Consider the following 21,785-nt stretch of genomic DNA (forward strand, 5'->3'; position numbering starts at 1 on the left):
ATAAATGTGGCGTTCTACTCATTTCCCGCCAAGCGTTTTGGCGTGCGGTAAACACGTGACCTGTAGGAGTGAGCTTGCTCGCGATCGGGTTTTTTCTGTTGATAAGTTATCGACTGACGTAATGCTATCGCGAGCAGGCTCACCCCTACAGGTCACGTATTTCAAACCGAAGACTATGCATCGTTCGACAGGAGGCCACACATTGGATCACCACGAGCTTCAGGCTTTTACCGAGCATGAAGTCGCAGAAATGCGACGCTTCAATAAAAAGCTCGGCTGGTTACCGCGTTTTCGAATCCGTAATCGCTTGATGCCTCGTGTAATTCAAACACTCTTGCGAGCGGGGCAAATCGGCGGCGCGAGCAAGCTGGCCAAGCATGGGCAGCAGGCTGAAAAAAGATCGGTGGGTGTCGACGGCGTATCGGTGCCCGTGCGGATCTTAAGGCCCAAAGGCCAGGCAAAAGGCGTGGTGTTTGATATCCATGGTGGTGGCTGGGTTATCGGCAACGCGCAAATGAACGACGACCTTAACCTCGCCCTGGTGAAGGCGTGCGATGTCGCGGTGGTTTCGGTGGACTACCGCCTTGCGGTATCAACGCCTGTTGAAGGCTTGATGGATGACTGTCTTTCTGCCGCGCGCTGGCTATTGAGTGCTGCCAATGAAGAATTTGCTGATTTACCCGTGATCATCATCGGTGAGTCGGCGGGCGGGCATCTGGCGGCGGCGACGCTGTTGCGGCTAAAAGCCTGGCCGGATTTGCTTCGGCGGGTAAGCGGGGCAGTTTTGTATTACGGCGTTTACGATCTGACGGGCACTGCGAGTGTGAGGGCCGCAGGCCCTGAAACGCTGGTGCTGGATGGCCCGGGAATGGTCGATGCATTGCGTCTGCTTACGCCTGATATCAGCGACGAGGAGCGCCGTCAGCCACCGCTATCGCCTCTGTACGGCGACCTCACGGACATGCCGCCGGCGCTGATGTTTGCCGGTGAACTGGATCCGCTTCTGGACGACACCGTGCAGATGGCTGATCGATGGGCGAAGTCGGCGGATGTTGAAGTTCACGTGACACCGATTTGTGCGCATGGGTTTATTCATTTTCCGACGGCGATGACGGGACGTGTTCTTGCGCGCAGCCATCAGTGGATCACGGACCGGATCGGCGCGGTGACCGGTAACTGAGTACCTGCCCGCGTCTGGCTTGGCAGGCCCTTACGCTGAGAGGACTTGCTGTAAATGCGCCACGGCTTCATCAACGAAGGTGCTGACGGCGAGGGGGATTTGCTTGCGGCTGGGGAAGACGATGAACAGGTCGTTGTTTTGCTGGCCGTAGTCCGGTAGCACTTCTACCAGGCGGCCACTTTTCAAACTCTGGCGCAGGACCGATTCGGGCAAAAAGCAGATACCCAAGCCTGCGAGCGTTGCTTTCAACTGAGCTTGTGCGGTGCTCGCACAGAGTCTTCCCACGATATCGACTCGCGCTGGCCCGGTTGCGCTGGCCAGATTCCATGATGTCTGGCCGGAGGGGTGAGGGAAGCACACGCAGTCATGATGCCCCAGTGCATGAATGTCCTGCGGCACTCCCCGAGCCGCGAGGTAAGCGGGGCTTGCCGCGAGCAGGCGGCGACCTGTTTTGACCTTTCGGGCAACAAGGCTTGAGTCAGGCATAGCGCCGGCCCTGAACGCCAGATCGATGCCTTCAGCGATCAAGTCATTGCGTTGATCGCCCAGCAGGAAGTCCAGTTGGACCCTGGGGTATCGAGCCAGAAAATCCGCCACGAAATTCATGTCGAACAATTCGAAAAAATCTGCGGGTGCCGCGACCCTGACTCTACCGGCAGGCTCCTGGCTGCCGTTGAGCAGCTCGCTGCTGATCTCTATCAGTTGGGTGATCTGCGCGGCGCTTTGCTCATACAAGGATTTGCCCGCATCGGTCAGTGTCAATTTGCGGGTTGATCGATGAAGCAGCCTGGCCCCCAGGTTTTCCTCCAACTGCTTGATGCGACGGCTGAGTGTATTTGACGGTGCGCCGATACGCCGTGCTGCGCCAGCGATGCTCCCGGCATCGACTACTTGGATGAAAATTGCCACATCGTTCAGGTCGATTATTGTATTAAGCCAAAAATGGATGAGTCCAAATCGATTGTAGCGACTAATCAGCGGGATGCCGACTCCCTACCATGAGCGCACGCAAACAGTTGCTGCCTGTCCGGGCGGAGCAACGTTCACTCATATTCAAGGAGTCAATTACATGAATGCATCATCGGTCGTTAACGCAGTCACTCCTCGTCCGATCAGCCATCGCACCACGGGTACTGGCCATGGTCCGATCGTCCGGCTGATGAGCCCGTCGGACTATGGGCAACTGATCAAGCCGTTTGTTTTTCTGGATTTGGTTGAAGGTCCGAAGTCGTTCCTCGGCAGCATGCCAATGCATCCGCACTCCGGTATTGCCACGGTCACCGTGATCACTGAGGGCAATGTGCATTTTGATGATCCTGAGGCAGGCCGCGGAACGATTGCCTACGGTGGGGTTGAATGGATGCGTGCCGGTGGCGGCGTGTGGCACGGCAAAGAAATGTCGGCAGGCACTTCAGATCGGATTCAAGGCTTCCAGCTCTGGCTCGCGTTGGGGCCGGAACTTGAAAACGGTTCTGTTGATAGCCAGTACCTGGAAGCCGACGCAATGCCCACTTCGGGTCTGGCGCGGGTGATTGTGGGCCAGTACGAAGGCGTGCAGAGTCCGGTTCGCGCGCCTGAAGGCATCAACTATTTGCTGGTGACTATTCCTGCCGGTGAGTCCTGGACCTACACGCCGCCGCAGGGACATGAGTCGCTCTGGATGAGCCTCAGTCGCGGCTCGGTCAGCTCGCCAGATCCAATCGTGGCAGGCGAAATGGTGATTTTCGAGCGAGGCAGCCAGGTCGTTACGCTTGAGGCCGGGCAAGCAGGTGCGACCTTTGTCCTCGGTTCGGCCGCGCCTCATCCTTATGACCTGAAACTCGGCTACTACTCGGTGCACACCAGCGAGGAAGCGCTGCGTGCCGGTGAAGCAAACATCGCTGAAATCGGGAACCGACTGCGTCAGCAGGCGCAATCTCAAGAGAGTTCGACTTCGGTTCCGGTTTTTAAATAGGGTCAGGGGTTGATGCAAGCTGATGCTTTAAACCTGCGCGTAACCGGCCGATGGTCGACCGGTTACGCGCAACGTTGATCGCCTGCGGTCAATCCGCGATGGCGTTCAGCTCTGCCATGATTTCATCCGACAGAACCAATTCGCTCACTGCAAGATTCTCTCTTAAGTGGATGACCGAGGATGTGCCGGGGATCAGCAGAATGTTAGGTGAGCGGCGTAACAGCCATGCCAGTGCCAACTGCTTTGGCGTCACGTCGAGTCGCTGTGCGACCGTCGACAGTGCCGACGATTGAATCGGTGTGAATCCACCCAGTGGGAAAAACGGCACGTAGGCAATTCCGTCACGGGCCAGCTCGTCGATCATGGCGTTATCGTGTTGGTGGGCGATGTTGTAAAGGTTCTGCACGCAGACGAATTTGGTCAGCTTCCGCGCTTCGGCGACTTGCGTGGGCGTGACATTGCTGATGCCGATATGGCGAACGAGTCCTTGCTGCTGTAATTCCGCAACGGCGCTCAATTGTTCTTCGATCGAACCTTCGGCTGGTCCCATTGCGCTGAACATGATGCGCACATTCACTACATCCAGCACGTCCAGGCCCAGATTGCGCAGGTTGTCGTGTACAGCCTGGGTCAGATCTTTTTTCGACGTGGCTGGAATCCAGGAGCCGTCTTCGCCGCGAACGGCGCCCACCTTGGTAACTATCGTGAGGTCATCTCGGTAGGGATGCAGTGCTTCGCGAATAATCTGGTTGGTCACATGCGGCCCGTAAAAGTCGCTGGTGTCGATGTGATCCACGCCAGATTCGACAGCCTCACGCAGGACTGCCACCGCGGCTTGACGATCCTTGGGCGGACCAAACACACCGGGGCCTGCCAACTGCATTGCGCCGTAACCGATTCGCTTCACCTGGCGGTCGCCGAGATTGAACGTGCCGCTTTTGTTGCCTCTTTTGTTTAAAGCATCCGTCATATCTATCGCTCTTGCTTTGCGTGAGGAAAAACTATGATATGAAGGAACCTTCAGGTTTTGAATTCGCATTCCATGAGCACAGTCAAACCGTCACTAAAGCCAAGAAAATCAGCCGTTCAGGCCCGATCCGTCGCGACGGTTGAGGCGCTTCACACGGCTACCCTTCAGGTTTTGACCCAATACGGGCTAACCCGCTGCACCACCACGCGGGTTGCCGAGCGGGCTGGAATGTCGGTTGGCAGCGTCTATCAGTACTACCCGAATCGCGACGCGCTGCTGGCTGCGGTGCTCGAAAAGCATCTGCAGGAAGTTGTCGACACTGTTGAGCTCGCCTGCGGTCGATGCCACGGTAAAACAGTGGCCGAAATGGCGTCGGGTTTTATTGTGGCGTTTCTGGCCGTCAAACTGCGTGATCCGGTGGTGTCGAAAGCGCTCTACGCCATCGCAGCAGAGCGGGGTGGAGCCGAACTGGTCGCCCGCATAAACGCCCGTATGCTAGTCGCGATGACGACCATGCTGACCACGGCGTCTGACGCCCATTTTGATAATCCCGCCTTGATTGCCTCGATCTCGCATACGGCAGTGGTCGGGCCTGTACGTGCCTTGCTCGAAGGGCATGGCAATCCTGACTTCGAGACCTGCCTCGAAGAGCAGTTGACCTTGATGTTGACGGCCTATCTTCAAGCTCATCAGAGCGTTAAACGCCCATGAAGCCTTTTCTAATTCGTGAATTAACCCCAGCCGACACCGAAGCACTGCTGGCCTTTGAAGTGCGTAACCGTGAGTGGTTTGAATCGCACATTGATGCCCGCGAGCCTGACTTCTATTCGTTGCAAGGTGTCGCAGAGCATATCGACTGCTATCTCGCCGACTTCGCCATTGGCGTCTGGCATCCATTTGTCATCGAGGATTGCAGTGGGCGAATCGTCGGACGCGCAAATCTCAAAGGCATCAGTTCGTCAGGCCAGACTGCGGAGGTTGGTTATCGAATTGATCAGGAGGCGTGCGGGCAGGGGCTGGGGACACTGGCGTTGAAGCACCTGATTGAGCAGGCAAGGGCGCGTTGGGGGCTTACGCAACTGGTCGCTTATGTCTTCGAGGAAAACCTTGGCTCCAGGAAAGTGCTTGAACGGTGCGGGTTCCGGCTGGAACCGCAGATGGGTGACGATACTGCTGAGTGCCGGTTTGTTCTTTTGGTTTAGCCGGATCTTACTATGGCAAACCTGGGGCCTGTAGGAGCTCACCGAGGTTACGAGGTCAGCGATGGCGGAGTGTCAGACAAACCGCTATCGCTGACCTCGTAACCTCGGTGAGCTCCTACAGTCAGTAGTATTTTTCTCATAAGCGTGACTGGAGGCAATCAGCCTCGACGGGCCAATAAAAAGACCGGTGCTCAGTTATCGCTATCAATCCGGTTTTTGAACCATCATGTACTGGCTGAAATTATTGATGTGATCGTCCAGATTATCCTCAAGCATCAGCCGGTACTGATCGCAGAAGTACTTCAGCATCGCCCCACGTGCCTGAGCCATTTCCTCGCCGGACTTGAAGCTGCGCGCACTGACCCAGGCATTGAATCGTGTGGTTCCAAACATCATGGATGCACTGACCTGTCCGAGCTTTTCGAACGCTTTAAGCTGCTCGTTGGACAACTCGATGTGCGCGTCTGCGCGGTCATAGAATGCTAGGTCGGTGGCGTCTGGCATTGCGGATTTTCCTGATTATGTTTGAGCTGTGATGTATTAAAGCATTTGCGCCATTTGCATCCATCATCACAATCGTTTGCTGGGGCTCAACGCCTCTCACGGTGAGGTCTCGTGGCAACGACGAACCTGTAGGAGCGAACTTGTTCGCGAGCCGCTTAACTCGCTGTGGCAGAAAAACCGTCTCGCCAACACGTTGGCTCCTACAGATCACTCAGATCCAGTCAACGCAGAGCCAGGACCAGCCTCTCAAGCCCAATGCCAAAACCCGCCCCCTCTCGATAGGCACCGCCGCCGACAACTTGTTGCTGTGCGCCCAAGGCGGGGCATCGCACTTCGAAGCCATTGCCCTCCAGGTAGTAACTCAGCCCTCGTTTCACCGCCAGATTGAGTTCATAGTCGAGCCCCAGCGAGTCAAGGAAACCGATGCAAATAGCCTGACTACGCTGCAAAGCCTGCGCAGGGTCGGCACTCAGGATTTCGAGACCCAGTTGGGTGAACTCGCGGTACCGGCCAGCTTGAGGGCGCTCATATCGATAGCATCGAGCTACGTAGAAAAACATTGCTTCTTCCCGCGATCCGAGAAGTACATCGTTGCGCTCCTGAAAAAGCGCGGTTGCCTCCGGGATGAGGCAGCAGGGACGTCCGGCCTTATCATCGAAGGCCCACATTTGCCCGATTATTTCACTTCCGCCGGCCTTTTCGATAAAAGTGTCCTGACCCCATAACGCTGGAACAATCGCTTCCTCAGCTCCAGCTTCGATGAAGACAGCTCCGAAAACGGCCTTCTACTTCGCGCATGATTGCTGCTTCTTTCCCGGTTACTATTCGCGTTCCACGTAGCATTGTCATTTTTGTGATCTCCAATTTACAGGCAATAAAAAAGGCGCCATGGGCGCCTTGGTTTTGTTCATTGAGTCGTCAGAACAAGTGGTTTGAGTTCTGATGAATCGATGAGCATGAGCAACCGCGGCACCTTGAGCGAGGTCCGTGATGGTGATGTCGGTTGCATGGAATAGAGTTGGTCATGGCCAATCCTTGCACAGAACCGGGAGCGCCGACAAGGGCACCTCATTCATGACAAACCAAACATGAGAACAGTTGGAGCACGAGTACGCATGACTGAATGGGACATTTTCGAAACGGAACACTGGCGAGTCAGCCATCGCCGCGATGCACGTCATAGCGGTTACCTGATGGTCAGCTCAATCGCTGCTGCTTCGGATTTCATGGACCTCAGCGATTCAGCACTGGCCTCACTCGGCGACGTCCTGCGGCAAACCGAGCAACTTCTTTTTCAGGCCTTTGAGCCCTGGAAGGTTGTTGTCTACAAGTTGGGTTTTTCTGCAGGTTTCAATCTGCATTTTCATGTGGTTCCTGTTACGCATTCACTGTTGGCAGAAGTTGGACGGCACCCGGATTACCCTAGCGAACCTGACGGGAATGACACCATCCTTTTCTTGAGTCGCGAGTATTGCGAGCGGGCATTGAGTAAAGAAGAGTGTGAAGTTCAGCACAAGACAGTGATTAATCTCCGGGAGCTTTACCGCGCATAAATAGCTTGATCAAGATACTTATTCTTACCCCATCGCCGCGGATAATCGTCTCGGTTTGCCAGATAACACGCGCTATCGTTCTTCGTGGAAAAACTCGCACAGGATTTACGCAACCCGTAGGCAAACAATAAGCTGGGTCATCGACGGCTAGCCCGTTGCGCGTCCATAATCGAGTCATCTCGCTTTCCCAATAACTACAAAAATTCAGGAGTCATCGATGCAACCGATCCGTCTCGGTCTGGTGGGCTACGGCAAGATTGCCCAGGATCAGCACGTGCCCGCTATTACCGCTAACCCCGCGTTCCAGTTGGTGGCTGTTGCGACGCAAGGGCAGCCTTGTGCCGGGGTAGAGAACTTTCAGTCCTTGAGTGAGTTGCTGGAAAAAGGTCCGTATGTCGATGCGATTGCGTTTTGCACGCCACCGCAGGGGCGATTTGCGCTGGTGCGACAGGCGTTGGCTGCGGGGAAACACGTGTTGGTCGAGAAGCCGCCGTGTGCCACGTTGGGCGAAGCGATGGCGTTGGCGAGTCAGGCTGCGGAGGAGGGCGTCAGCGGCTTGTTCGCCTGGCATTCGCGTTATGCACCCGGGATCGAAGCTGCGCGTGACTGGCTGGCCACTCGCACGCTGCAAAGCGTGCAGATCGACTGGAAAGAGGACGTGCGTAAATGGCATCCCGGTCAGGCATGGATCTGGCAGCCGGGCGGTCTGGGCGTTTTTGATCCCGGCATCAATGCGTTGTCGATTGCGACCTATCTTTTGCCGTTGCCGCTGTTCGTTGAGTCCGCCGAACTGCGAGTCCCGAGTAACTGTCAGTCGCCTATCGCTGCATCCATTAAAATGTCTGATGCGCGCCAGCTCGACGTGCGCGCGGAGTTCGACTTTGACCATGGTCATGATGAGCTCTGGAGTATCGAAATTCGCTGTGCCGAAGGTGTTTTGCGGCTGGACAACGGTGGTGCGCTGTTGAGCATTGACGGCGTGCGACAGGCTGATTCGGAGGAGGGCGAGTACGCGGCGGTGTATCGGCATTTTCAGCAGTTGATTGGCAGCAAAGCCAGTGATCTGGATTTGCAGCCGTTGCGATTAGTCGCGGACAGTTTCTTTGTTGGTAGTCGGACGTCGGTAGAGCCGTTTTACGATTAAGTGTGACTTGACCTGAACCCCGGCGGTGCATGTCCGTTTCTGTAGGACTGCCAAACGCTTTCTGTATAAGCGCACGAGCAATGCGAGGCCGCGATGGCTTTCCGCCTGACACACCGCCATCGCGGCCTCGCGTTGCTCGTGCGCTCCTACAGATAGGTGTCCGCTGCGCTAAAGTGCCGTGTTAGAAGCACACGGCGATCTCCTGCAATGTCTTACTTTGCGCTTTTGACAGGCCGATCAAGAGAGGCCCGGCCGTTTTCCGGGTTGCTCAACCACTCAGCACGCGTCATCTCCCATATTTCCTTGAGTATCGGTCCCGAGACAAAGTGGCCTTCTGTTGTCCCGATCAGGCGCATGCCCTCACGCTGTGAGACCTTGCGCGAGGCCTGATTTTCGACTGCTTTGGGCACTTGCATGACCGGACGCGCCAGTGTTTCGAACCAGTATCTGTTGATGACCTCGCAGGCCTCACGCATGTAGCCTTTGCCCTGCCATCGCGGGGCGAGCCAGAATCCCCGGTTGTTGCCAGGCTGGTCGTACAGGCTGATGCTGCCAATGCTTTGCCCTGACTCTGAACCCAGACGGATCATCCAGTGCCACTCGCGTCCTGCCGCGATGGCCGGGAGCACTACGTCACGAACATACGTCAGCGCGCCATCATCCGGGTAAGGCCATGGCACCCGACGGTCGAGGTAGCGGACCACTTCCCAGTGGGGGAACAACTGCTGGATATCGGAGGCGTCGGTCAGTTGCAGTGGAGTGAGTGTCAAGCGAGCGGTTTGCAGTGTATGCGGGCTTTCCATGGCGCGAGGTCCTTAAAGCGGTATCACCAGATCGACTCACACTCTTGCAGAATGTGAGCCTGGATGTCGAGTGCTGCCAGCGAGTGATGGGCGATTGTTCTGCTTGACTCTTAGCCGGTTCAATCAAGACGATTGCATTCGCAGCACTGAACCGCCGGGCACTGACCCAGCTTAGAAGTACCCAAGGCCGATGGTGATGGAGATACTCAACTCGTCGACGGTGAAAAAGAAGGAAAGCCACATGCCCCGCCTGATCTGGCTGCGCGACGATATGCAGTACAGCAACACTTTCGCACAGTGGCTGCACGAACAATTTGCATATGAATACGTCGGTCAATCATTGAGTGACTGGCAGCGTGAATTTGCCGAAGGGCAGGTTAATGGTGACTGGCAATGCCTGATTGCCGTCGAGGATGGGCAACTGCTGGGCGGCGCTGCGCTGGCTAGAAATGACCTGGCTGAACGCCCGGAGCTGGGCCCATGGCTGGCCTGTGTTTTCATCGCCCCGCATGCGCGACAGCGAGGTCTGGCGGAACAACTGATCGAGGGCATTTGCACCGCAGCGAAGGCTAACGGCAACACGCGGCTGTGTCTGCACACCCATGACCGCCATGAGTACTACGCCAAGCGCGGCTGGCAGGTTCTGGAGTGTTTTCAGGCGTGGGATAAAGAACACTGGCTGATGGGGCGGGATCTTTGAATGTGCTTCAAGCAGATACCCACCACATTTTGAAAACAGGACAGCTCGATGACTACTGCGAAACTTCATCTCATGTGCGGCAAGATCGCTTCCGGCAAATCAACACTTGCCAAGGCACTCGTCGCTGAGCATTCAGCAATCCTGCTGAGTGAGGATCATTGGCTTGCCAGGCTTTATCCTGGCGAGATCAAGTCAGTGACCGACTATGTGCAATTCGCCCGTCGAATTCGCGATGTCGTTGGCCCGCTAGTCAGCACCATGCTGAAGTCGGGTATCAGTGTGGTTCTGGATTTTCCCGGCAATACTCGTGCAGACCGCGAGTGGTTGCGGGGCTTGGCGGAAGCGGGTGAGGTGAAGCACTGTTTGCACTATCTGGACGTGGAGGATGATGTTTGCCGTGCTCGACTGCGCGCCCGCAACGTACGCGGTGAGCATGACTTCGCGGCAACCGACGCGGAGTTTGATTTGATCACCCGATATTTTCAGGCACCAACGCCGGAGGAGGGGCTGGATATTCAGATTCACCGCCTGTAATTCCCCCCATTTTTTGCGCCCGTTTTGGGAGAGGCACTGTTCTGCCGGAAAATACGTGCGCAGTTCACCCATCAGGCAAACGGCAACGGCCCAGGGAATTTGCCGATCGGCACCCAATGAGTGATAAGCCCCGTATCAGGTTTCCAGTGATGCAAAAGCAGGGCTGGCGGCTCTACGTAAGAGGCTTGCGGAGCATTTGCGTCCAGCGCCAACGCGATGGCTGTGGTTGTACTGGGGGCGGTGCACAACAAGGAGCCGCCAAAGCGCAGTTGCATGGATCGGTGGATGTGCCCGCAGACTATTCGTTCGATGGCGGGGTAGCGCTCCACCACCTGAGCAAGCCGGTGCGCATTGATACACGCATACGTATCGATGTAAGGAATGCCGCTCAAGAATGGCGGCTGGTGGAGCATGATCAGCGTTGGTCGATCCGGCTCTTCTGCCAGGGCAGCTTCCAGCCATGCCTGTGCTGCTTCGGTCATGTCACCGTGATGTTCGCCGGGCACGGTGATATCCAGTCCAATGATGCGGACAGGGCCAAGATGTGACGCAACAAAGTGCAACGGCCCTTCGCGTGTAGCACTTTCTGCCTGGACAAACGCAGACCTGAACAACTCGCGGTCGTCATGATTGCCAGGGATCATCAACAGTGGTTGTTCAATCTCCGCCAAAAGTGCGCGGGCCATTTCGTACTCGGCCGGTTGTCCTTCATCCACCAGATCGCCGGTGATGATCACCACGTCCGGGCGCGGATGCAGGGCGTTCAAGTGCTCGATGGCTTGTTTGCACATCGTGTTTGAATCCACCAACCCTTTGTAGAGCGCGCCTTGTGGCCGGATGTGCAAGTCTGACAGGTGAGCGATGAGCACTGGATGTCCTCCGTGGAAAATGACTGGCTGTGGATGACAGCCACGGCTAACCATTCAAACAATGAAGGCGAGCGCTAGAAGTGGAGCGCCAGCCGCCTCAACGGCGCGCCAGTTTACAAAAGCCGCGCACTCCACCAGCGCTGCAAATTGTTCAGGGCAGCGATGCTTGAAGCTCTGAGCATTGTCGATGACCAGTGATAGCGTTTGTCCGTATTGAACATGCACTGACGACATTTCTGCGCCGGGGTCATCAAGGTACGAGAGGCAATCAATCCAGGCGTCCATATTGCAGCCGTAGAAGCCAGGGAAGCCGAACACATCCGAAAAAACCGTGTGGAATGTCTGCCAGTCAGTAATCAGATCTGCGTTCACTCGTACCATTGATAGAACCCTTTTACTGCGCTGTCTTCAGGAAGTTGAACTGAATATTCCTGCCTGCGACTGATGAGCTTCTGACTGCCCGCGTGCAGGGGCCGCGCATCATGCGTGGCCCCTTCGCGTCGTGTACCCATAGGCGACGTTTGTACCTGCCAAGCTACTCCATCGCCTCAGCCACGCCCTGATCCTCGCCCAGAAATCCACCGCTCTGGTGCTGCCACAGTCGCGCATAGGTACCGTTCTTCTCGAGCAGTTCGGCGTGGGTGCCTTGTTCGATTATGCGTCCGTCATCCATGACAATGAGCCGGTCCATGGCCGCAATCGTCGACAGCCGATGGGCGATGGCGATAACGGTTTTGCCCTGCATCATTTCATCGAGACTTTCCTGAATGGCCACTTCGACTTCTGAATCCAGTGCGCTGGTGGCCTCGTCAAGGAGCAGGATCGGAGCATTTTTGAGCATCACCCGGGCAATCGCGACGCGTTGACGCTGCCCGCCGGACAGCTTGATGCCACGCTCACCCACCAGAGTGTCGTAGCCTGAATGGCCTTGTTTATCGCTCAGTTGGCTGATGAAACCATCGGCCTGGGCGTTGGCGGCAGCGGTACGAATTTGCGCGTCGGTCGCATCAGGGCGTCCATAAGCGATGTTGTCGCGAATCGAGCGGTGCAGCAGGGACGTATCCTGAGTGACCATGCCGATGGCGCTGCGCAAGCTGTCTTGCGTGACGTGCGCGATGTTTTGCCCATCGATGCGAATCTCACCTTCGTCCACGTCGTAGAAGCGCAACAGCAGGTTGATGAGTGTGGATTTGCCCGCGCCTGAGCGACCCACCAGACCGATTTTTTCGCCCGGACGAATAGTCAGGCTCAGGTTGTCGAGCACCTGCCGTTCGCCATTGTAGTTGAAACTCACCTTGTCGAACGTCACTGCGCCACCGGTGGTGACCAGCGCTGTCGCGTCCGGCGCATCTTGCACTTTCGGGCCTTGGGTCAAGGTTGCCATGCCATCCTGCACGGTGCCGATGTTCTCGAACAGAGACGTCATTTGCCACATGATCCAGTGCGACATGCCGTTGATCCGCAACGCCATGGCAGTAATTGCAGCTACCGCCCCGGTACCGACTTCACCTAGGTGCCACAGCCATAGGGCATAACCGCCTGCGCCCATGATCAACGCAACCACCAACGCCTGATTGACGATTTCGAACTGGCTGACCAGACGCATCTGACGAAAGCCGGTTATTTTGAAATCCTCCATCGCCGCGCGAGCGAAATGCGCTTCACGTTTGGAGTGGGAGAATAGTTTCACCGTCGTGATGTTGGTGTAGGCGTCCGAGATCCGTCCGGTCATCGAGGAGCGCGCATTGGCCTGTTCCTGGCCGACTTTTCCAAGGCGGGGCACGAAGTAGCGCATGGCCAGACCGAACAACACTACCCAAGCTATAAACGGCAACATCAGCCTCAGGTCGAAGCCGCCGGCCAGTGCGATGATCGCGATGAAATACACCCCGATTCCGGGGGCGATTTCGATAATGGTGAACAGGACTTCACGCACGGACAACGCCGTTTGCATCACCTTGGTGGTCACCCGACCGGAGAACTCATCGGAAAAGAACGAAAGGCTTTGTCGCAGCATCAGCCGATGGAAGTCCCAGCGCAGCCGTAGCGGTAAGTTAATCGCCAATACCTGGTGCTGCACCATGGTGCGCAACGCCACAAGCCCAATGCTGGTCACGAGGACTATGCCGATGCCCCATAGCACTCGACTTTCCTGCCCGGCCGTATCGCCGCCTGTTTGCCAGGTCGATAGCAAGTCTACGACTTGCCCGAGGAAAGAAAACAGCCAGGCTTCGTAAATCGACACACCGGCACTGAGCAGTGCAAACGCAAAAATATAGCCGCGGGCACCCCGGGTACAGGCCCACAAAAACCGCCCTAAACCCTCAGGCGGTGGCGGGGCCTCGTCGGGTGGAAAAGGGTCGAGCCGTTGTTCAAACGCGCGAAGCATGATGATCTCCAAAACGAGCTAGTGGGGAGATTCTGGCACTTAAAGGCCACTTTGAGGGTTTTGCAGGGATAAATGTCTGCTCCGTATAGCTTAATGGCCAGAGCAGATTCGATTTTTTAGGTGGGGCGATTTTTTCAGTAGAGACGCTTTGTGTGAGCGATGACCTCCGCGCCGCGAACCAGGATCGACTGTTTTCAACAGAATCAGCCGATTGCAGTCGGTAACGTTGGCGTCAAGGGGCACTCATGAGTCAGATAGCCGGGGAGGGGAGTGGAGCACGATAGCAATTCAGACACCAGACAACACCGGTGAGCAGCAACGCGATGGCCGCCAGCTCATACCCGTCGGGCAGGCGATGGCTCCATAGAAAGCCAAATAAGAGCGCCGCCAGCGTTTCAATCACGAGTACTTGTCCACTGAGTGCCAACGGTAGAAGTCGGCTCGCCTGGTTCCAGCACGCGCCACCCACAACCGAAGACAAAAGAGCTACACCACCGGCTACCAAGAGGAAGCCTCGCCATTCGGCGATGCCATGCGTATCTGTCTGAAAACCCAAGACAGGCACCGCCAGAAGCAGTGACTGAGCGCCGGTCATGATCCCTGTCAGCAGTGCCCAGTCATGCGAGGAAACGCTGGCAACCTGAAGCAGGCGCCGGGCATTGCTCACGGCGAACCAACTCCACGTAACCAGTGCGCCTGTTGCGCATAAAATTCCGGCGATGCTTGTCAATGCATCTGGCCTGTCGCCGTTGATCAGTGCATGCCAGCTGATAAGCAAGACCCCAGCTACTGCACAGCACAGCGAGGGTAAGAGCTTGCGCAAAGGCACTGCGTTTGCGTCGTTACGCCCCGCCAGAGTGACGAGCACGGGGATAAGTCCGACAATCAGGGACGTCGTAGCAATGCCAACCAACTGCACGCCGGTGCCCACCAACGTGTAGTAGACGAGATTACCAATCAGGCTAAGCCAGAAGAGTGACTGCCAATCGGCCATGGTGAGATTAATGCAGACACGCCGCCAGCGGGGCATAAGCAAAGCTGCCGAGATCGCGCCGTAGCAGAGGAATCTCAGCACTGCGAACTGCAGGCCGCTCAATTCCGGGGTCAACTGCGGCCCGAGGAAAATCACGCCCCAGCACAGTCCCGCGCACACCCCATAGCCGATGCCTTTCAGCAGTGATCGATCAGCAAACATTTAACCACCGCTCCAAACGTAAAACACGAAGTCTGGAGCAGTTGGCTCGGAGGGTATTGTCGTTAACTGTTGAGTTTTTTACCGAGGCTGTTTTTGGGCTTTGCGATAAGCCGCCGGAGACGTAGCGCTCACACGTTGCATGGTACGGGTGAGCGATGCCTGGTCGGAAAAACCTGCCAGCGAGGCAATTTCAGTTATTGGTAGTGAGGTTCCACGCAGCAATCGTTGAGCTTCTTGTACGCGTAAATCAGTCAACCAGGCTTGAGGACTCATCTTGAACAATTGCCGGAATCGCTGGTGCAGTTGACTCATGCTCATGTTCGCTACTTGAGCCATGGCCTCGTTGTTCCAGTGTATTCCAGGATTTGCCCGCAGACGGTTGATCAACCGTTCCATGGGGGGCGAAACACGGGGTGTGTCCGAACCCAGGGACGACAGGAGCAGAGGGCCCAATTGCGGGGCGCTGACGGACAATTGCTCGCTACCTATCAACTCCGCGAACTCGATAAGCCGACGTGTTGCCGGAAGAATAGGCACATAGATTCTTTCAGCCAGACGCCCCATGTGTAATGCCTCCAGCATTGTCGGCGCACAGTCCAGGACCAGAAAACGGCTGTCGATATCGGTGAGCTGCGAGTGCTCCGAGCCAGGTGCTACAAGCGCTGCCATTGACTGATCGATGCATCCCCCACGACCCTCCACGTCGATATCCATTCGGCCGCGCAGTGGCAGCACCAATTGAACATGGTCATGTTGGTGATAAGGGTTTTCTCCGTCGTAGCTGCGAACTTCGAGGCTGAGAAACATTGGCGCACCATTCAGTCAGTTTGGTGATTCGGGGGCTGGCGTTCAGCAGCAAGTGAGGCGCAGGACGCCCTATGCCAAGGCCTGTCGATCAAGCTGGTAATCATACAAGCTGCGTTGGCGCGGTGCTTAACCAGAATGGCGTTCAGGGCTGCGTCACACTAATGAGTCAGCGCAATCAGGTGTGCCTTGCCTCTGGTAGAATGCTACCCCTTTACACGCAGAGTGGCATCCAATGAGCGCATCGGTCCGTTTGACCCAATACAGCCACGGCGCCGGCTGCGGTTGCAAGATTTCGCCTCAAGTGCTTGAGGTGATCCTCGCTGGCAGCGGCGCCCAAAATCTCGATCCAAAGCTTTGGGTGGGCAATGCTTCGCGAGACGACGCGGCGGTCTACGCGATTGATGAAGAGCGCGGAGTCGTCTCAACTACCGACTTCTTCATGCCTATCGTCGACGACCCCTACGATTTCGGCCGCATTGCCGCCACCAACGCCATTAGCGATATCTACGCCATGGGCGGAGATCCAATCATGGCTATCGCTATTCTCGGCTGGCCGGTCAACGTGCTTGCTCCGGAAATTGCTCGCGAAGTGATTCGCGGTGGCCGAGCAGTGTGTGATGCTGCGGGTATCCCGTTGGCCGGTGGACACTCCATCGATGCGCCAGAACCGATCTTTGGCCTTGCGGTCACGGGGCTGGTCGAAAAGCGCTTCATGAAACGTAACGACACCGCCACCTTAGGCTGTACGCTTTATCTGACCAAGCCATTGGGGATCGGTGTGCTAACCACCGCCGAGAAACAAGGCTTGTTGCGCGACGCCGATATAGACGTCGCGCGCGACCAGATGTGCATTCTCAATACGGTCGGCAGCCGCTTCGGCAAGCTTGCCGGGGTCACCGCGATGACTGATGTCACTGGTTTCGGCCTGCTGGGTCATTTGGTGGAAATGGCTGACGGCAGCCGATTGACCGCACGTATCGAGGCGAGCGCTGTGCCGCGCCTGGACAGTGTTGATTATTACCTTGAGCGGGGGTGCGTACCGGGAGGCACGCAGCGCAATTTTGACAGCTACGGTGGCCGCATTGGTAAATTGACCGACTGGCAGAAACATCTGCTATGCGACCCGCAAACAAGTGGCGGCCTGCTGGTCGCGGTAGCGCCAGAGGGCCAGGCGCAGTTTCTGCAGACCGCCACCGATCTTGGCCTGAGCTTGCGCCCCATAGGCACGCTAATCGAGCGCCAGGCCAACGCCGTTGAGGTGTTCTGATGCGCGACAACAGCGCCGACTTGCGCCATATTTTTCTAAACGATATTCCCCTGATGGACGTCCGCGCCCCCGTGGAGTTCGCTAAGGGGGCCTTCGGCCAGTCCGTTAATCTGCCGCTGATGAACGATGTCGAGCGTGAGGCCGTCGGCACTGCCTATAAACAACAGGGGCAGCAGGTCGCCATCGAGTTGGGGCATCGGCTGGTGTCTGGCGCTACCAAGGAAGCACGTATTGAGAGCTGGGCGGAGTTCGTCCGGCGTCAGCCTGAAGGCTATCTGTATTGTTTTCGCGGTGGCCTGCGGTCGCAGATCACCCAGCAGTGGTTGAAAGACATTGCCGGTATTCCTTACCCGCGGGTGCTAGGCGGTTACAAGGCAATGCGCACCTTCCTTATCGACACCATCGAGCGCGCTGTTCAGGAGTGTGAACTGGTCGTTGTAGGGGGCTTGACCGGGTCCGGCAAGACTGAAGTGCTGGCGGAGTTGAGCAACGGCCTCGACCTTGAGGGCCATGCGAACCATCGCGGCTCCAGCTTCGGCAAACGTGTCAGTGGCCAGCCCGGACAGATCGACTTTGAAAATGCTTTGGCTGTGGACATTCTGAAGAAACGTCATCGCGGTGCCGACCATTTGGTCCTCGAGGATGAAGGTCGCGCGATTGGCAGCCGCGCTGTGCCTCTTTCGCTGTTTCGGCAGATGCAATCCGCGCCTCTGGTGTGGCTGCAAGACAGCGTTGAGAACCGGGTTGAACGTATTCTCAAGGATTACGTTATCGACCTGTGCGCAGATTTTGTCGCAGTTCATGGAGTGGAGGAAGGATTCAATGCGTTCGCTGAGCGGTTGCGCCAGAGTCTGGCCAGCAACCTCAGACGCTTGGGGGGCGAGCGTTACCAACGCCTGGCGGTGATTATGGATGGCGCCTTGCAGACCCAGCAGAAAACGGGGCAGGTGGATGCTCATCGACAATGGATCGAGCAATTGCTCAACGAATACTATGACCCCATGTACGCCTACCAGCGGGACAGCAAGTCCAAGCGAATCGAGTTTGCCGGTGACCACGCTGCAGTCAGGGACTATTTATTGCAGCGCCGCCGCGCGTGAACCCAGCGACGCCTCCGCCTTTCTAGAAGACCAGCGCCGCGATGACGCCGCTGATAATGCCCACCAGCATGGTCAGCAACGCGACGGCCACCAGCACCCGACGATCAAAGGATTTGCGCAGCATCAATAGCGAAGGCAGGCTGACGCTTGGCAGTGTAATCAATAGTGCTACTGCCGGAGCTGTTCCTAAGCCGAGGCCCATGAGGGCCTGCACGATAGGGATTTCTGCTGCGGTGGGGATCACAAACAAAGTGCCCACGACAGCCAGTGGTACCAGCCATAGCCAGCTATTGGTCATTGCTCCATCAACGTGAGGGAATAACCATACCCGTGCCGCTCCGAGGATCAGCACCGCCAGCACGTAGATCGGGATGGTGGTCCAGAACAACTGCCACATCGTGCGTAACCACTGCACCGGGAGACTGCGGGTATCTGCGGCAGTGGCCACCTCAACAGCATCCACGGCCGCTTTCGGCAGGGCATCTGGTCGCGAAATGCGCTGGGCAAGGACTGAGACACCCAGCACAAGTGCGACGCCGGCCACCAGGCGCAGGGCGGTGAACTCCCAGCCGAGAACGAAACCCATGAAAATCAATGTGGCGGGGTTCAGTACCGGGTTTGTGATCCAGAACGCCAACGCCGCACCCTGCGACACGTTCTGTCGCCGCAGGCCGGCCGCCACGGGGGCCGCGCAGCAACTGCACATCATGCCCGGCAAGGCGAACAGGCTCCCTCGCAACGTGGAGCCAATACCGGCTTTTCCGAACGCGCGCAGCAACCAGTCGCGGGGAATAAGCACCTGTACCAACGAACCAAGGATGATCGCCAGCACGGCAGCCTTCCAGATGGCTAGAAAATACACTTGGGCGTAAGCCAGCGCAGCGACCAGGGGCGACGCGACATTATCGTCGAGGATCGAGCCGCCAATGCTATGCGTGTCGGCGGCGATGAACGATTTGAGGTAATAAGGTGACCACTTGACGTAGTACAGGCCAACTACGGCCACCAGAAGAAACAACGCCGGTTTGCACCAAAATGCCCAAGAGCGAGTTGTGGAGGGAGGATGCTGGCTAATCATTATGAGATCCGTGCGGAAGCGAACGCCTATGATACGTCAACGCTGACTGCCGGTTGGCAACAATGCCTGCGTTCCTGAAGCCCGGCAATTGGCCGAAAGTGAAGGGTGACTGCCCGGTGTCTCTGATTGCTATGGATCAGGTGTCTTGGTCCGACTCACCGTATCGGTGCCGTACGGCCGCACCGGGGCCTGATCGATAGAAGTTAGCCAGGCTTTCACGATCCGCGAGTATTGGCGCGTGGAAGGGTGTTCCGAGGTATTATCGGCCCAGTCTCTTTTCCATAACGATTGTGCGTTCCGTGTTATGAAACTCATCCCGAATTTTCGAGAACCCGAGAGAGGCATAAAAGCCCTCGGCCGTAATAGAAGACGCAACACGCATCAGCTCGTGTCCGTCCTTGGTGGCTACTGACTCGAGATGCACCATCAGTCGACGTCCTATGCCCATCCCTTGGTGGGGCGGATCGACGAATACGCTTCGAATGATGTTGCGATCAAGACTTGCAGTTGCAACGATCTGACCGTCTATTGCAGCAACGTAGACTTGCCGCTGGGTAAGTAAGTCGAGAATCGCTGAAGGGGAAAAGCTTTGCTCTACTCGCCTGATGATCTCTGGTGAGTAGTCTTGCGCATTGGACTCGCGCAACGCTGCAATGATGACCTGACTGATAACCGTCGCGTCCGCGGTCGTTGAAATCCTGATCAAGCCAGCCATTCCCATCTCCTTATCCGGTGCCACTTGATCGTAGAGGAGTGAGGGGGTGATGACCAGATCTACATCTATGCCGCGACCTAGCCCTCGTTGAGCTGCACGCCTGGAGCCCATTGCAGGCTATGGCGCTAACGGCACCGGTAGAGATCGGCTAGACGCCGAAAGGGCAGACCTCTCCAGAGGCCCCAGCCACTGATCCATTGACCGGATGGCTGAAGCCTCTGACTTATTTGCGCCTTACGCCAGCGCCGCGACGATAGCTTCGTTGAACGCCGGGATGTCCTTGGGAGTACGCGAAGTAATCAGGGTCCATCCATTGGCTTGGCATTGCTTGACCTCAGCATCTACCCAACCGGCAGCACCGGCATTTTCCAGATCAAGCTTGATGCTGGGGTAGGAGGTGAGGGTCTTGCCAGTGATAACTCCAGCATTGATTAGCAGCCACGGCCCATGGCAAATCGCGGCGATGACTTTACCCGCATCGGCGAATTCCTTGGCCAGGCGCTGGGCGTTTTCATCCAGGCGCAGCGTGTCGGCATTTACCGTACCGCCTGGAATCACGAGCGCATCAAAATCCGACGCTTTGAGCCCGGCCAGCGCAACCTGAGACTCGACAGTGCGATCTTTCTCGGTGTCCTGAACGAATGTCTGAGTGGTACCGCCGTCACTCGAACCATGGGTAACCGATGCACCCTGCGCCTTGAGAGCCTCCAGCGGTTTAACCAGTTCGTCCCGTTCGATCCCGGTATTGGAGGTGATGAAAAGTACTTTTTTGCCTGCCAGTTGGTTACTCATAGTGATCACTCCATCTTCGTATCTAGCTAATAACGTAAAGCATGCGGTTGATGATTCATCCGACGCGTGAAGATGGGAGGTCAGAGCGGTTTTGAAAGTTCACCCGGATTTGTCCTGAGCAGAGTTGCGCGAGAAGAAGACGAAAAATCTAGCTTCACATCTGTGGCTGGAAGAATCGGGCAGGTACAACTTATGTCCCGCGTGGACATGGAGCGAAGGGCAGTATGCTTCCCCGGGCTTTTCGGCAGTGGGAGAAGATCTCACCCGGGCAGTGGCGGCGCGTCAATGCGCAAGCTGTCCCATAGCCCCATCACCTGAGTTACTGCAGCATCCAGCGTGGCATGTGGAACTCCATCGCGCGCCAGCGTTGAAAGGCCGAGCATGAAACTGTCGAATACCGATGCGAGAGCTTCCGGTGTCACCGTCGCAGGCAATTCTCCTGCGGCGATGGCACGATCGATACAGGCGACGATGCCCGCACGGTTCAGATTCCTCGCCCTGGCGAGCGGTTCAGAGATGGCCTTGCTCTCTTCTGTGCAGGCGCTCATCAGGCCTAGCGACACCAAACATCCCTTGGGATGATCGGGCTCACATTGCATTTTCGCCGAACGGCGAAGGGTGAGTTCAATCGCGTCCCTGGGCGGCAGGGACGTATCAAACAGGCTGTCAGTGACCCGGCCGTGGGTCGTGAGATAGCGTTCCATGACTTCATTGAACAGAGCCTGTTTCGAGCCAAATGCGGCGTAAAAGCTGGGCGCGGTGATGCCGCCACCGATACCGGCTTTCAGTTGGCTAAGAGAGGTTGCATCGTATCCATGCTCCCAAAATAAATGCAGTGCCTGAGTGATCGCTACGTCACGGTCAAACGTGCGCGGACGTCCCATCTGTGCCATGCCGGATTTCCTTCAGGGTTATTCAATGGAGCTACTTAAATAGGGCTTTCTAACTAAAGTTATTTAAATACTAATCGATACATATATTGTTGACTACCCGGATTCTCCTCCCGGCCTATATACCGATCAGCCTGTC

At 56.6% G+C, this 21,785-nt stretch carries 24 protein-coding genes; 10 read left to right on the plus strand and 14 right to left on the minus strand.

Features of this window, described 5'->3' with window-relative positions:
* Positions 1-250 precede the first annotated feature (250 nt).
* On the plus strand, positions 251-1,180 hold the full coding sequence (locus tag AUC60_RS11990; protein WP_087267395.1) for an alpha/beta hydrolase: 930 nt from the start codon (positions 251-253) through the stop codon (positions 1,178-1,180).
* Between the two features lie 30 nt (positions 1,181-1,210).
* Here AUC60_RS11990 and AUC60_RS11995 read toward each other — a convergent pair whose 3' ends face one another.
* Positions 1,211-2,107 (minus strand): LysR family transcriptional regulator, encoded by an 897-nt coding sequence (locus tag AUC60_RS11995; RefSeq protein ID WP_087267215.1) that lies wholly within the window; start codon positions 2,105-2,107, stop codon positions 1,211-1,213.
* 142 nt (positions 2,108-2,249) lie between these two features.
* Between AUC60_RS11995 and AUC60_RS12000 the strand changes: the two genes are divergently transcribed.
* Complete coding sequence (locus AUC60_RS12000) at positions 2,250-3,134, plus strand: pirin family protein (protein ID WP_087267218.1); 885 nt, start codon at positions 2,250-2,252, stop codon at positions 3,132-3,134.
* Positions 3,135-3,222: 88 nt separating this feature from the next.
* On the opposite strand, the gene AUC60_RS12005 is transcribed toward AUC60_RS12000, so the two are convergent.
* Positions 3,223-4,104, minus strand: a complete 882-nt coding sequence (locus tag AUC60_RS12005; RefSeq protein WP_087267221.1) for an aldo/keto reductase family oxidoreductase — start codon at positions 4,102-4,104, stop codon at positions 3,223-3,225.
* A gap of 72 nt (positions 4,105-4,176) precedes the next feature.
* Between AUC60_RS12005 and AUC60_RS12010 the strand changes: the two genes are divergently transcribed.
* Positions 4,177-4,815, plus strand: a complete 639-nt coding sequence (locus tag AUC60_RS12010) for a TetR/AcrR family transcriptional regulator (protein WP_087267224.1) — start codon at positions 4,177-4,179, stop codon at positions 4,813-4,815.
* Complete coding sequence (locus tag AUC60_RS12015) at positions 4,812-5,306, plus strand: GNAT family N-acetyltransferase (RefSeq protein WP_087267226.1); 495 nt, start codon at positions 4,812-4,814, stop codon at positions 5,304-5,306. The genes AUC60_RS12010 and AUC60_RS12015 overlap by 4 nt, the downstream gene beginning before the upstream one ends.
* 204 nt (positions 5,307-5,510) lie before the next feature.
* On the opposite strand, the gene AUC60_RS12020 is transcribed toward AUC60_RS12015, so the two are convergent.
* Together AUC60_RS12020 and AUC60_RS12025 are read right to left on the minus strand one after the other, a co-directional pair.
* Positions 5,511-5,810 carry a DUF3144 domain-containing protein gene (locus tag AUC60_RS12020; protein WP_087267229.1) on the minus strand — a complete coding sequence of 100 codons (300 nt, stop codon included), beginning with the start codon at positions 5,808-5,810 and terminating at the stop codon, positions 5,511-5,513.
* A gap of 221 nt (positions 5,811-6,031) precedes the next feature.
* Positions 6,032-6,571 (minus strand): class-II aminoacyl-tRNA synthetase family protein, encoded by a 540-nt coding sequence (locus tag AUC60_RS12025; RefSeq protein WP_087267233.1) that lies wholly within the window; start codon positions 6,569-6,571, stop codon positions 6,032-6,034.
* Positions 6,572-6,925: 354 nt separating this feature from the next.
* On the opposite strand from AUC60_RS12025, the gene AUC60_RS12030 reads away from it, so the two are divergent.
* The gene (locus tag AUC60_RS12030) at positions 6,926-7,363 is read left to right on the plus strand and encodes an HIT family protein (RefSeq protein WP_087267235.1); all 438 of its coding nucleotides are present in this window, start codon (positions 6,926-6,928) and stop codon (positions 7,361-7,363) included.
* A gap of 217 nt (positions 7,364-7,580) precedes the next feature.
* Positions 7,581-8,507, plus strand: coding sequence for a Gfo/Idh/MocA family protein (locus AUC60_RS12035; protein ID WP_087267238.1), 927 nt, complete (start codon positions 7,581-7,583; stop codon positions 8,505-8,507).
* A gap of 212 nt (positions 8,508-8,719) precedes the next feature.
* Here the strand turns inward: AUC60_RS12035 and AUC60_RS12040 are convergent, their stop codons facing one another.
* Positions 8,720-9,310 carry a GNAT family N-acetyltransferase gene (locus AUC60_RS12040; protein ID WP_087267240.1) on the minus strand — a complete coding sequence of 197 codons (591 nt, stop codon included), beginning with the start codon at positions 9,308-9,310 and terminating at the stop codon, positions 8,720-8,722.
* Positions 9,311-9,551: 241 nt separating this feature from the next.
* Between AUC60_RS12040 and AUC60_RS12045 the strand changes: the two genes are divergently transcribed.
* Both AUC60_RS12045 and AUC60_RS12050 read left to right on the plus strand, forming a co-directional pair.
* Entirely contained in the window at positions 9,552-10,010 is a 459-nt protein-coding gene (locus tag AUC60_RS12045; RefSeq protein WP_087267243.1) for a GNAT family N-acetyltransferase, read from the plus strand.
* Positions 10,011-10,058: 48 nt separating this feature from the next.
* Positions 10,059-10,544 (plus strand): P-loop nucleotide/nucleoside kinase family protein, encoded by a 486-nt coding sequence (locus tag AUC60_RS12050; protein ID WP_087267246.1) that lies wholly within the window; start codon positions 10,059-10,061, stop codon positions 10,542-10,544.
* A gap of 71 nt (positions 10,545-10,615) precedes the next feature.
* Here the strand turns inward: AUC60_RS12050 and AUC60_RS12055 are convergent, their stop codons facing one another.
* The 5 genes from AUC60_RS12055 to AUC60_RS12075 all read right to left on the minus strand — a co-directional run bounded on the left by AUC60_RS12055 (position 10,616) and on the right by AUC60_RS12075 (position 15,804).
* Positions 10,616-11,413, minus strand: a complete 798-nt coding sequence (locus AUC60_RS12055) for a phosphodiesterase (protein WP_087267249.1) — start codon at positions 11,411-11,413, stop codon at positions 10,616-10,618.
* A 54-nt stretch (positions 11,414-11,467) separates the two neighbouring features.
* Complete coding sequence (locus tag AUC60_RS12060; RefSeq protein ID WP_087267252.1) at positions 11,468-11,794, minus strand: barstar family protein; 327 nt, start codon at positions 11,792-11,794, stop codon at positions 11,468-11,470.
* A gap of 154 nt (positions 11,795-11,948) precedes the next feature.
* Positions 11,949-13,802 carry an ABC transporter ATP-binding protein gene (locus tag AUC60_RS12065; protein WP_087267255.1) on the minus strand — a complete coding sequence of 618 codons (1,854 nt, stop codon included), beginning with the start codon at positions 13,800-13,802 and terminating at the stop codon, positions 11,949-11,951.
* 250 nt (positions 13,803-14,052) lie between these two features.
* On the minus strand, positions 14,053-14,997 hold the full coding sequence (locus AUC60_RS12070; RefSeq protein ID WP_087267258.1) for a DMT family transporter: 945 nt from the start codon (positions 14,995-14,997) through the stop codon (positions 14,053-14,055).
* A gap of 78 nt (positions 14,998-15,075) precedes the next feature.
* Positions 15,076-15,804, minus strand: a complete 729-nt coding sequence (locus AUC60_RS12075) for an AraC family transcriptional regulator (protein WP_087267261.1) — start codon at positions 15,802-15,804, stop codon at positions 15,076-15,078.
* Positions 15,805-16,036: 232 nt separating this feature from the next.
* Between AUC60_RS12075 and selD the strand changes: the two genes are divergently transcribed.
* Positions 16,037-17,071 (plus strand): selenide, water dikinase SelD, encoded by a 1,035-nt coding sequence (gene selD, locus AUC60_RS12080; protein WP_087267264.1) that lies wholly within the window; start codon positions 16,037-16,039, stop codon positions 17,069-17,071.
* Positions 17,071-18,171 carry a tRNA 2-selenouridine(34) synthase MnmH gene (gene mnmH, locus AUC60_RS12085; RefSeq protein ID WP_087267268.1) on the plus strand — a complete coding sequence of 367 codons (1,101 nt, stop codon included), beginning with the start codon at positions 17,071-17,073 and terminating at the stop codon, positions 18,169-18,171. The genes selD and mnmH overlap by 1 nt, the downstream gene beginning before the upstream one ends.
* Positions 18,172-18,193: 22 nt before the next feature.
* Here mnmH and AUC60_RS12090 read toward each other — a convergent pair whose 3' ends face one another.
* The 4 genes from AUC60_RS12090 to AUC60_RS12110 all read right to left on the minus strand — a co-directional run bounded on the left by AUC60_RS12090 (position 18,194) and on the right by AUC60_RS12110 (position 21,649).
* A complete protein-coding gene (locus tag AUC60_RS12090; protein ID WP_087267271.1) occupies positions 18,194-19,249 on the minus strand; it encodes a permease in 1,056 nt (351 codons plus the stop codon).
* A gap of 259 nt (positions 19,250-19,508) precedes the next feature.
* Positions 19,509-19,964, minus strand: coding sequence for a GNAT family N-acetyltransferase (locus AUC60_RS12100; RefSeq protein ID WP_087267274.1), 456 nt, complete (start codon positions 19,962-19,964; stop codon positions 19,509-19,511).
* Between the two features lie 234 nt (positions 19,965-20,198).
* Positions 20,199-20,756: a type 1 glutamine amidotransferase domain-containing protein gene (locus AUC60_RS12105; RefSeq protein ID WP_087267277.1), complete on the minus strand. Its 558-nt coding sequence runs from the start codon at positions 20,754-20,756 to the stop codon at positions 20,199-20,201.
* 260 nt (positions 20,757-21,016) lie between these two features.
* Positions 21,017-21,649 (minus strand): TetR/AcrR family transcriptional regulator, encoded by a 633-nt coding sequence (locus AUC60_RS12110; RefSeq protein ID WP_087267280.1) that lies wholly within the window; start codon positions 21,647-21,649, stop codon positions 21,017-21,019.
* Positions 21,650-21,785: the final 136 nt, after the last annotated feature.

The organism is Pseudomonas caspiana, assembly GCF_002158995.1.
Classification (GTDB): Bacteria; Pseudomonadota; Gammaproteobacteria; order Pseudomonadales; family Pseudomonadaceae; genus Aquipseudomonas; species Aquipseudomonas caspiana.